Below are 10,750 nucleotides of genomic sequence, written 5' to 3'. Positions count from 1 at the left end.
CATGTGAGAGTAGGTCATCGTCAAGATTAAATTCCAGAACCCCTGATCGCTTACGCGTTCAGGGGTTTTGTTTGTGCAAATTAAAGGCGCTGTGGTTTCTATGCATTAACGGTGTGCATAGTTATTATGCGTGCCTCACTGTTAGGCGATATCCGCATGCTAACGTTGTTAAAACTTCTCAAGGATGGCGCTTTTCATTCAGGGCAGGCATTAGGGAATGCTTTAGGGGTCAGTCGTAGCGCGGTTTGGAAACAGCTCCAGCAGCTTGAGGCTGAACTGGGAATTGAAATCCATAAGGTGAGAGGTAAAGGGTATCGTCTGGCAAATCCTATTTCGTTGTTGAGTCAAGATAAAATCCTGGGGCGGGGCTTTTCTCCGGAATGGCCGATGTTAATTTTTGATTCCGTTGATTCAACCAACGCAGAAGCAATGCGTTTGATTTCGCATGGACACCAAATGCCGATCCTAGTGCTTGCCGAGCGGCAAACTGCTGGTAGAGGTCGGCGCGGAAGAACATGGGTAAGTCCTTTTGCTGAGAATATTTACTACAGTCTTGCTTTAAGAGTTGAAGGTGGTATGCGTCAGCTTGAAGGTCTGAGCTTGTTAGTGGGTCTGGCGGTATTGCATGTCCTGCGTGAGGTTGGAGTCAAGGGTGCTGGCCTAAAATGGCCAAACGATATCCTCGTAGGACAGCGAAAGTTGGCGGGTGTTCTTTTAGAGCTGGTGGGTGACCCTGCAGATATTTGCCATGTGGTAGTTGGTGTGGGAATCAACGTGAATATGCAAACTGCGCCAGAAGTAGACCAAGGATGGACCTCTGTCCGGCTAGAGACCGGTGCTCTAACGGATCGGAACGACTTAATCGCTCGCCTTAATCGCTCGCTTGAGCATTACTTCGATATGCATCTGAAAAACGGTTTCACTGCAGTGCAGGCTGACTGGGAGAAAAACCATCTTTGGCAGGGTCGCACTGTAACGCTGCTGACAGCGGCGAACCAAATCGACGGAGTGGTTTTGGGGGTTGACGTGCGCGGAGCTTTGCGACTTGAGGTCGCGGGAGAAGAAAAGATTTTCAGTGGTGGCGAGATTAGTCTGAGGCTACGTGATGATTCTTGAGCTTGATTGCGGAAACAGTTTCATAAAATGGCGAGTGGTTTTGCTGAACGGTACTGAGGTGGTTGCTGGCGGGATAGTCGATTCTAATGCAGCTTTACTGCAGGCTGTTAAGTTAGTAAAAGAATTAAGTCTCTTCGGGTGTCGGCTTGTAAGTGTGCGCAGTGATGAGGAGACAGAGTTATTGGTCGCGGTGTTGTCTGTCACATTTGCGGTAAAGATTATTAAGGCCTCCTCGACCGAGCACCTGGCAGGCGTTACCAATGGCTATGACGAATACGAGCGATTGGGTCTTGACCGGTGGCTTGCCCTGGTTGGCGCCTTCCAACTCGCCGCGGGTGCCTGCTTGGTCATCGATTTAGGTACGGCAATAACTTCGGATTTTGTTTCTCCAGGTGGCCTACACCTGGGAGGTTTTATTTGCCCCGGTGCGCCGCTTATGCGCAGTCAGCTGCGGACCCATACCCGGCGTATTCGCTACAGCGGCGATACCGCACATGCTGCCCTTGCGAGCTTCGCGCCAGGTCGTTCAACTGCGGAGGCTGTTGAGCGCGGTTGTTCGCTTATGTTGAAAGGTTTTGTGCTGACGCAGTTAGATATGGCTAAGAAGTATTGGGGCGAAGATTTCTCCGTTTTTGTGACAGGTGGAGACGCTATCTTGGTCCAAGATATTTTGCCATTTGCGCGAGTATTGCCTGATTTGGTTTTTGTTGGACTGGCATTGGCTTGCCCGCTGAATTGAGGTGTGTATGCGCTGGATATTTCTTTTATTGCTGGTGCTAAATTCATTTTATTACCTCTGGCATCAGCAAGAAGCGCCTTTGCGTGCAAAGGAGATAATCCCATTCTCACTATACAAAGGGTCTCAGCAAGATATTAGGCTCCTCAGCGAATCGGATTCAACTGGTAAGGGCGATGACAAATGCCTCTATTTAGGCGGATTTACTAATCAAAAAGATGTGCTCTCAGTTGAGCAGCGCTTAACCAGTCTAGACATACAGTCACAGCCGGTCTCTCTAGAAGGAGACTTCAATGCCACTTTTTGGTTGAAAATCCTGCCCGCCAATCGACGACTAATTGACGACAGTTTGATTCAAGAGCTTGCTCAAGATTTTACGCAGCTAAAACAGAAAATAATGTCTTGTAAGGGCATTGCAACTATCGACTAGTTTGCATATGATGGCGCCCGCTTCGCAGTGAGAGAATGATCGCGAAAGCGGTGTCGCAGTTGTCAGCGTATGTAACCTCAGGTTTTTAATGAGAAAAAGGTTGACAGAAGGGTAGCATGAGTTGAAAATGCTGCCTCGTTCAGGAGGGGTTCCCGAGCGGCCAAAGGGATCAGACTGTAAATCTGACGTCTACGACTTCGAAGGTTCGAATCCTTCCCCCTCCACCAAATTTGAGCGTAATCATAAGCTCTGCGGGTATAGTTTAGTGGTAAAACCTCAGCCTTCCAAGCTGATGATGCGGGTTCGATTCCCGCTACCCGCTCCAAGTTTTTTGTTTATGCATGTGTTTGCTCTTGTAGCTCAGTTGGTAGAGCACACCCTTGGTAAGGGTGAGGTCAGCAGTTCGAATCTGCTCAAGAGCTCCATTACTAAGGCAGATATGAAAATATCTGCCTTTGTTTTAAGTGTTGCATGTTTTCGGTTTGTTTCGGATTTATAAGGTCGATGGCTACTTGCGGCGGTGCGACTCCAGTGTTTTAGTGCCGCAGTTCGGAGTAGAGCGTTTGTTAGACTGTTTTGGTCGGCAATGATGGGCTGATATGCGTCGGGTATCAAGTTTGCTCCGCTGACATTTTAGATTCGTGCGGAAAATGTTGCGTAAGTGGTTGAAAAACTCTCGTTGGGTCGGCATAATGGTCGGCCTAATTTTGCTTTTAGGTCAGTAGCTCAATTGGCAGAGCGACGGTCTCCAAAACCGTAGGTTGGGGGTTCGATTCCCTCCTGACCTGCCAGATTCACTCGGTGTAATCTGGCTTTCTTTTCACAGGATCCTCGTAGATGACTCCTAAGGCTGAAGCCCAAGACTCTCGCTTTGATCTACCTAAATGGCTGCTTGTTGGCGCTTTGGTAGTTGTTGGCGTTGTCGGTAATCAGTACTACTCAGCGGAACCGATCCTGTACCGCGTGCTCGTATTGCTGGCTATTGCTGCTGCTGCGGCATTTGTAGGTTTGCAGACGGCTAAAGGTAAGGCTTTCTTCGTTTTGGCAACGGAAGCTCGTGCCGAGATTCGTAAAGTTGTTTGGCCTACTCGCCAAGAAACTACGCAGACCACACTGATTGTGGTGGCTGTTGTTTTGGTTATGGCGCTGCTGCTGTGGGGTTTAGATTCCCTGCTCGGTTGGCTTGTTTCCTCGATCGTCGGCTAAGGGTGTCCCGTGGCTAAGCGTTGGTACGTAGTGCATGCCTACTCGGGTTATGAGAAGCATGTCATGCGCTCTTTATTGGAGCGTGTGAAACTGGCTGGTATGGAAGATGGCTTCGGCGAGATTCTGGTTCCCACTGAAGAAGTGGTTGAGATGCGTAACGGCCAGAAACGCAAGAGTGAGCGTAAATTTTTCCCAGGTTATGTACTGGTCCAGATGGACATGAATGAGGGTACTTGGCACTTAGTCAAGGATACTCCTCGAGTGATGGGTTTTATTGGCGGTACAGCTGATAAGCCTGCGCCGATTACTGATAAAGAGGCAGAGGCGATTCTGCGCCGTGTTGCAGACGGCAGCGATAAGCCGAAGCCTAAAACACTTTTCGAACCGGGTGAGGTTGTTCGTGTCACCGACGGGCCGTTTGCTGATTTTAACGGCACCGTAGAAGAAGTTAATTATGAAAAGAGCCGAATTCAAGTGGCAGTTCTCATTTTTGGTCGCTCTACTCCTGTAGAGCTTGAGTTTAGCCAGGTCGAAAAGGCATAGATGAACGAAAGTCCCATACCCCGCAGCCCTAGGCTGTGGGGTTTTGTCGTCACTGGGATATACGCGCAAGTAACCGGGGAGCCTAATTTAGGCGTCTGAACCCGTAATTGGAGTGCCTCATGGCCAAGAAAATTACCGCTTACATCAAGCTGCAAGTGAAAGCCGCTCAAGCTAACCCTAGCCCGCCTGTTGGTCCTGCGTTGGGTCAGCACGGCGTCAATATCATGGAATTCTGCAAAGCGTTCAACGCCCGTACTCAGGGTATTGAGCCGGGTTTGCCGACTCCCGTGATTATCACTGTTTACAGTGACCGCAGCTTTACTTTCGAAACGAAAAGCACGCCAGCCTCAGTATTGCTGAAGAAGGCTGCCGGTTTGACTAGCGGTTCAGCTCGTCCAAACACCGTTAAGGTTGGCACCGTTACTCGTGCTCAGCTGGAAGATATCGCAAAAGCAAAAAATGCGGATCTGACTGCAGCTGATATGGATGCAGCCGTGCGTACCATCGCCGGTTCTGCTCGTAGCATGGGCCTTAACGTGGAGGGTGTGTAATGGCTAAGCTAACTAAGCGCCAAAAAACTATCGCCGGCAAAATCGAAGCGGGCAAAGCCTATAACTTCGTAGATGCTGCTGCGTTGCTGACCGAATTGTCGACTGTCAAATTCAGCGAATCCGTGGATATCGCTGTAAACCTTGGCGTTGATCCGCGTAAGTCTGACCAAGTTGTTCGTAGCGCTACTGTGCTGCCACACGGCACTGGCAAGACCGTTCGCGTTGCAGTGTTTACTCAGGGCCCAGCTGCTGAGGCTGCTTTGGCTGCCGGCGCTGATCGCGTTGGTATGGACGACTTGGCTGCCGAAATGAAAGCAGGCAACTTGAACTTCGACGTTGTTATTGCCTCCCCGGACGCGATGCGGGTTGTTGGTCAGTTGGGTCAGATCCTCGGCCCACGCGGCCTGATGCCTAACCCTAAAGTTGGTACCGTAACCCCCGACGTAGCTACTGCCGTTAAAAACGCAAAAGCTGGTCAGGTTCGTTATCGCACCGACAAAAACGGCATCATCCACACCTCAGTTGGTAAAGTCGGTTTCGACGCTACCAAGCTGAAGGAAAACGTAGAAGCGCTGATCGCTGATTTGAAGCGTATCAAGCCAGCTTCTTCGAAAGGTATTTACGTCAAGCGCGTTACCCTGAGCACTACTATGGGCCCAGGTTTGATCATCGACCAAGGGTCGTTGGACGCGTAAGACACAATGGGTGTGTTGCACTGCATCCATGAAAATTGGGGTCCCTGCCTGGCGGGGGCTATCCAAGACCGTAGGCGGCGCGAGTCTTAAACCTCAAGCCTACGCAGATGGTGCTCCCGGTTCCTTACCGAATCAGACACCAAAACGACATCCGGCTCCGGTTGGATGAAACGGTAACAAGCAGGAGTTAAACCCGTGGCAATTAAACTTGAAGACAAGAAGGCCATCGTCGCTGAAGTCAACAAGGCTGCCAAAGCTGCTCTGTCTGCTGTCGTGGCTGATGCCCGTGGTGTGACAGTTAGCGCTATGACCGGACTCCGTAAAGAGGCTCGTGAAGCCGGCGTTTATGTACGAGTAGTACGTAACACGCTGCTTAAGCGCGCAGTTGCTGACACTGAATACAGTGTTCTCAACGACGTGTTCACGGGCCCGACCTTGATCGCATTCTCCAACGAACATCCGGGCGCTGCTGCTCGTTTGTTCAAAGAATTTGCGAAGGGTCAGGATAAGTTCGAGATCAAGGCAGCTGCGTTTGAGGGCAAGTACCTCGCAGCTAATCAGATCGACGTACTGGCAACTCTGCCGACCCGTAACGAAGCAATTTCTCAGCTGATGAGCGTGATTCAAGGCGCTACCAGCAAATTGGCTCGTACTCTGGCGGCTATTCGCGAGCAAAAAGAAGCGGCCGCAGCTTAAAGCTGAGCACTTTCTCTCGCGCTTTTTTGTTTATTTTGATGGTCATGTAGGCCGTCCCCCAATTAGGAATTAGAGTCATGTCTATCTCTCAAGACGATATCCTCAACGCTGTAGGCGAAATGTCCGTACTGCAGGTTGTTGAGCTGATCAAAGCTTTCGAAGAAAAATTTGGCGTTACTGCTGCTGCCGGTTCCGCTGGTCCAGCTGCTGTTGCTGCCGTAGCAGAAGAGCAGACTGAATTCAACGTGATCCTGACTGAAACTGGCGACAAAAAAGTCAACGTGATCAAGGCTGTACGTGAATTGACTGGTCTTGGCCTGAAAGAAGCCAAAGCAGTAGTTGATGCTGGTGCTGGCTCGTTGGTTCTGGAAGCAGTATCGAAAGACGCTGCTGACAAAGCTAAAGCTGCACTGGAAGAAGCAGGCGCTAAAGTCGAGCTGAAGTAAGCATCGACTTGTGTCTCCAGCCCAAGCGTAAAGCAAAAGGCTGATGGCTGGTGGCTTTTGCCACCGGCCTTTTTCCGTTATAGATCGCCGGCCTGGTCGGCATCTATAGCGTGCAAGACCCACCCGATGTGGTGGTGCAGACCAAGGGGTTTGCACGATTTTCTGGTTGCTCCCGTCGGGAGGAGCCAAACAAGCAGGTGACCAAGCTGGGGAACGCTGATGGCTTACTCATATACTGAGAAAAAACGTATCCGCAAGGACTTTAGCAAGTTGCCGGACGTAATGGATGTGCCGTATCTATTGGCCATCCAGCTGGATTCGTATCGCGAATTCTTGCAAGCGGGAGCAACCAAAGATGGGTTCCGCGACGTCGGTCTGCATGCAGCCTTCAAATCCGTTTTCCCGATCATCAGCTACTCCGGCAATGCTGCGCTGGAGTATGTGGGTTATCGCTTGGGCGAACCGGCATTTGATGTCAAAGAGTGCGTGCTGCGCGGTGTGACTTACGCTGTGCCTTTGCGGGTCAAGGTTCGTTTAATCATTTTCGACAAAGAATCGTCGAACAAAGCGATCAAGGACATCAAAGAGCAAGAAGTCTACATGGGTGAAATCCCCCTGATGACTGAAAACGGTACCTTCGTAATCAACGGTACCGAGCGCGTAATCGTTTCCCAGTTGCACCGTTCCCCGGGCGTGTTCTTCGATCACGACCGCGGCAAAACGCACAGCTCCGGTAAACTGCTCTATTCCGCGCGTATTATTCCTTACCGTGGTTCGTGGTTGGACTTCGAGTTCGATCCGAAAGACTGCGTGTTTGTTCGTATCGACCGTCGTCGTAAGCTGCCTGCGTCCGTATTGTTGCGCGCACTCGGCTACACGACTGAGCAAGTGCTCGATGCGTTCTACACCACCAACATCTTCCACGTGCAGGGTGAAAACCTGAATTTGGAGCTGATTCCTCAGCGCCTTCGTGGTGAAATTGCGGTATTGGATATTCTGGATGACAAAGGCAAGGTCATTGTCGAGCAAGGCCGACGGATTACCGCTCGCCATGTTAACCAGATGGAAAAAGCCGGGATCAAAGAGCTGGAAGTGCCTCTGGACTATGTCTTGGGTCGTACTACCGCCAAGGTCATCGTGCACCCTGCGACTGGCGAAATCATCGCTGAATGCAACACTGAACTGAACACTGAGATTCTTGCAAAAATCGCCAAATCTCAGGTTGTCCGTATCGAAACGTTGTACACCAACGATATCGACTGCGGACCGTTCGTCTCGGATACGCTGAAAATAGACTCCACCAGCAACCAATTGGAAGCGCTGGTCGAAATCTATCGGATGATGCGTCCTGGCGAGCCACCAACAAAAGATGCAGCCGAAACGCTATTCAACAACCTGTTCTTCAGCCCTGAGCGTTACGACCTGTCTGCGGTCGGCCGGATGAAGTTCAACCGTCGTATCGGTCGTACCGAGATCGAAGGTTCGGGCGTGTTGTGCAAAGAAGATATCGTCGCCGTCCTCAAGACTCTGGTTGATATCCGTAACGGCAAAGGCATTGTCGACGACATCGACCACTTGGGTAACCGTCGTGTTCGTTGCGTTGGCGAAATGGCTGAAAACCAGTTCCGTGTAGGTCTGGTGCGTGTAGAGCGTGCAGTTAAAGAGCGCTTGTCGATGGCGGAAAGCGAAGGCTTGATGCCGCAGGACCTGATCAACGCCAAGCCGGTTGCGGCAGCGGTGAAGGAGTTCTTCGGTTCCAGCCAGCTTTCGCAGTTCATGGACCAGAACAACCCGCTGTCAGAGATCACCCACAAGCGTCGTGTTTCAGCGCTCGGCCCCGGCGGTTTGACTCGTGAGCGTGCTGGTTTTGAAGTTCGTGACGTACACCCTACTCACTACGGTCGTGTATGCCCGATTGAAACGCCAGAAGGTCCGAACATCGGCCTGATCAACTCATTGGCGGCCTATGCGCGTACCAACAAGTATGGCTTCCTCGAAAGCCCATACCGTGTTGTTAAAGACGCGCTGGTAACTGACGAGATCGTTTTCCTGTCGGCAATTGAAGAAGCGGATCACGTTATCGCTCAAGCTTCGGCGACAATGAACGAAACCGGTCACCTGGTTGATGAATTGGTTGCGGTACGTCACCTCAACGAATTCACCGTCAAGGCGCCGGAAGACGTCACGCTGATGGACGTTTCGCCGAAGCAGGTAGTTTCGGTTGCAGCCTCGTTGATCCCGTTCCTTGAACACGATGACGCCAACCGTGCGTTGATGGGTTCGAACATGCAGCGCCAAGCAGTACCGACCCTGCGTTCCGATAAGCCGTTGGTCGGCACCGGGATGGAGCGTAACGTTGCTCGTGACTCAGGCGTTTGTGTTGTTGCTCGTCGCGGCGGCGTGATCGATTCGGTAGATGCTAGCCGTATTGTGGTTCGTGTTGCTGATGATGAAGTTGAAACTGGTGAAGCCGGCGTAGACATCTATAACCTGACCAAATACACCCGCTCCAACCAGAACACCTGCATCAACCAGCGCCCGCTGGTGAGCAAGGGTGATCGAGTTGAGCGCAGCGACATCATGGCTGACGGTCCATCCACCGATATGGGTGAGCTGGCACTTGGTCAGAACATGCGCATCGCGTTCATGGCATGGAACGGTTACAACTTCGAAGACTCCATCCTCCTTTCGGAGCGTGTAGTCCAAGAAGACCGTTTCACCACGATCCACATTCAGGAACTGACCTGTGTGGCCCGTGACACCAAGCTTGGGCCTGAGGAAATCACTGCAGACATCCCTAACGTGGGTGAAGCTGCACTGAACAAGCTTGATGAAGCCGGTATTGTCTATGTAGGTGCTGAAGTAGGCGCAGGCGACATCCTGGTTGGTAAAGTCACTCCGAAAGGCGAGACTCAGCTGACCCCGGAAGAGAAACTGTTGCGTGCAATCTTCGGCGAGAAAGCGAGCGACGTTAAGGACACTTCCCTGCGCGTACCTACCGGTACCAAGGGTACTGTTATCGACGTTCAAGTGTTTACTCGTGATGGTGTTGAGCGTGATGCTCGTGCCCTGTCGATCGAGAAGACCCAACTCGATGAAATTCGCAAAGACTTGAACGAAGAGTTCCGCATCGTTGAAGGCGCAACTTTTGAACGTCTGCGTTCCGCTTTGGTTGGCCGTAAGGCTGAAGGCGGCGCAGGTCTGAAGAAAGGTCAGGACATCACCGACGAAACACTCGACGGTCTTGAGCATGGTCAGTGGTTCAAACTGCGCATGGTTGAGGATGCTCTGAACGATCAACTCGAAAAAGCCCAAGCTTATATCGTTGATCGTCGCCGCCTTCTGGACGACAAGTTCGAAGACAAGAAGCGCAAGCTGCAGCAAGGCGATGATCTGGCACCTGGCGTTCTGAAAATCGTTAAGGTTTACTTGGCAATCCGTCGCCGCATCCAGCCGGGCGACAAGATGGCCGGTCGCCACGGTAACAAAGGTGTGGTTTCCGTAATCATGCCAGTTGAAGACATGCCGCACGATGCCAATGGCACCCCGGTAGATATCGTCCTCAACCCGCTGGGCGTACCTTCGCGTATGAACGTCGGTCAGATCCTTGAGACTCACCTTGGCCTTGCAGCTAAAGGTTTGGGCGAGAAGATCAACCGCATGCTGGAAGAGCAGCGTAAAGTTGCAGACCTGCGTAAGTTCTTGAACGAGATCTACAACGAAATCGGCGGTCGCCAAGAAAGTCTGGAAGATCTGTCCGATAAAGAAATTCTGGATCTCGCGAAGAACCTTCGTGGCGGCGTTCCAATGGCTACGCCGGTCTTCGACGGTGCCAAGGAAAGCGAAATCAAGGCCATGCTGAAACTGGCAGATATGCCAGAAAGTGGCCAGATGCAGCTGTTCGACGGTCGTACCGGTAACAAGTTTGAGCGTCCGGTCACTGTTGGCTACATGTACATGCTGAAGCTGAACCACTTGGTGGACGACAAGATGCACGCGCGTTCCACTGGTTCTTACAGCCTGGTTACCCAGCAGCCGCTGGGTGGTAAGGCTCAGTTCGGTGGTCAGCGTTTCGGGGAGATGGAAGTGTGGGCGCTGGAAGCATACGGCGCGGCTTACACTCTGCAAGAAATGCTCACAGTGAAGTCGGACGATGTGAACGGTCGGACCAAGATGTACAAAAACATCGTGGACGGCGATCACCGTATGGAGCCGGGCATGCCCGAGTCTTTCAACGTACTGATCAAAGAAATTCGTTCGCTCGGTATCGATATCGATCTGGAAACCGAATAACACGTGACGCGAATTGGGGGTAGGGCGGTATTGCCTGC

The 10,750-nt window shown here is 51.6% G+C and carries 10 protein-coding genes and 4 tRNA genes; all 14 read left to right on the top strand.

The genetic code is table 11. The annotated features are described in order from the left end of the window. Positions 1-156 precede the first annotated feature (156 nt). On the top strand, positions 157-1,116 hold the full coding sequence (gene birA, locus QN378_RS10310) for a bifunctional biotin--[acetyl-CoA-carboxylase] ligase/biotin operon repressor BirA (RefSeq protein ID WP_322206952.1): 960 nt from the start codon (positions 157-159) through the stop codon (positions 1,114-1,116). Continuing rightward, positions 1,106-1,855, top strand: coding sequence for a pantothenate kinase (locus QN378_RS10305; RefSeq protein WP_322205607.1), 750 nt, complete (start codon positions 1,106-1,108; stop codon positions 1,853-1,855). The genes birA and QN378_RS10305 overlap by 11 nt, the downstream gene beginning before the upstream one ends. A gap of 7 nt (positions 1,856-1,862) precedes the next feature. Next, positions 1,863-2,282 (top strand): hypothetical protein, encoded by a 420-nt coding sequence (locus tag QN378_RS10300; RefSeq protein ID WP_323547975.1) that lies wholly within the window; start codon positions 1,863-1,865, stop codon positions 2,280-2,282. Positions 2,283-2,424: 142 nt separating this feature from the next. After that, a tRNA-Tyr gene (locus QN378_RS10295) sits at positions 2,425-2,509 on the top strand. Positions 2,510-2,533: 24 nt separating this feature from the next. Continuing rightward, positions 2,534-2,607: transfer RNA gene (locus QN378_RS10290), tRNA-Gly, on the top strand. Positions 2,608-2,631: 24 nt separating this feature from the next. After that, a tRNA-Thr gene (locus tag QN378_RS10285) sits at positions 2,632-2,707 on the top strand. Positions 2,708-2,997: 290 nt separating this feature from the next. Beyond that, positions 2,998-3,073, top strand: a tRNA-Trp gene (locus QN378_RS10280). Positions 3,074-3,119: 46 nt separating this feature from the next. Then, positions 3,120-3,488, top strand: a complete 369-nt coding sequence (secE, locus tag QN378_RS10275) for a preprotein translocase subunit SecE (protein WP_322205605.1) — start codon at positions 3,120-3,122, stop codon at positions 3,486-3,488. A gap of 9 nt (positions 3,489-3,497) precedes the next feature. Next, positions 3,498-4,031 carry a transcription termination/antitermination protein NusG gene (nusG, locus tag QN378_RS10270; RefSeq protein ID WP_322205604.1) on the top strand — a complete coding sequence of 178 codons (534 nt, stop codon included), beginning with the start codon at positions 3,498-3,500 and terminating at the stop codon, positions 4,029-4,031. 119 nt (positions 4,032-4,150) lie between these two features. Continuing rightward, the gene (gene rplK / locus QN378_RS10265; protein WP_065833634.1) at positions 4,151-4,582 is read left to right on the top strand and encodes a 50S ribosomal protein L11; all 432 of its coding nucleotides are present in this window, start codon (positions 4,151-4,153) and stop codon (positions 4,580-4,582) included. After that, positions 4,582-5,277 carry a 50S ribosomal protein L1 gene (gene rplA, locus QN378_RS10260; protein ID WP_322205602.1) on the top strand — a complete coding sequence of 232 codons (696 nt, stop codon included), beginning with the start codon at positions 4,582-4,584 and terminating at the stop codon, positions 5,275-5,277. The genes rplK and rplA overlap by 1 nt, the downstream gene beginning before the upstream one ends. 195 nt (positions 5,278-5,472) lie before the next feature. Continuing rightward, on the top strand, positions 5,473-5,973 hold the full coding sequence (rplJ, locus tag QN378_RS10255; protein ID WP_322166340.1) for a 50S ribosomal protein L10: 501 nt from the start codon (positions 5,473-5,475) through the stop codon (positions 5,971-5,973). Between the two features lie 77 nt (positions 5,974-6,050). Beyond that, positions 6,051-6,419, top strand: coding sequence for a 50S ribosomal protein L7/L12 (gene rplL, locus QN378_RS10250; RefSeq protein WP_322205600.1), 369 nt, complete (start codon positions 6,051-6,053; stop codon positions 6,417-6,419). A 219-nt stretch (positions 6,420-6,638) separates the two neighbouring features. Next, positions 6,639-10,712 (top strand): DNA-directed RNA polymerase subunit beta, encoded by a 4,074-nt coding sequence (gene rpoB / locus QN378_RS10245; RefSeq protein ID WP_322205599.1) that lies wholly within the window; start codon positions 6,639-6,641, stop codon positions 10,710-10,712. Positions 10,713-10,750: the final 38 nt, after the last annotated feature.

The sequence above is a fragment of the Pseudomonas sp. 10S5 genome, from assembly GCF_035019745.1.
GTDB lineage: Bacteria > Pseudomonadota > Gammaproteobacteria > Pseudomonadales > Pseudomonadaceae > Aquipseudomonas.
The sequence above is the reverse complement of the archived record's forward strand: the minus strand, read 5'-3'. Positions and strand labels throughout refer to the sequence as shown.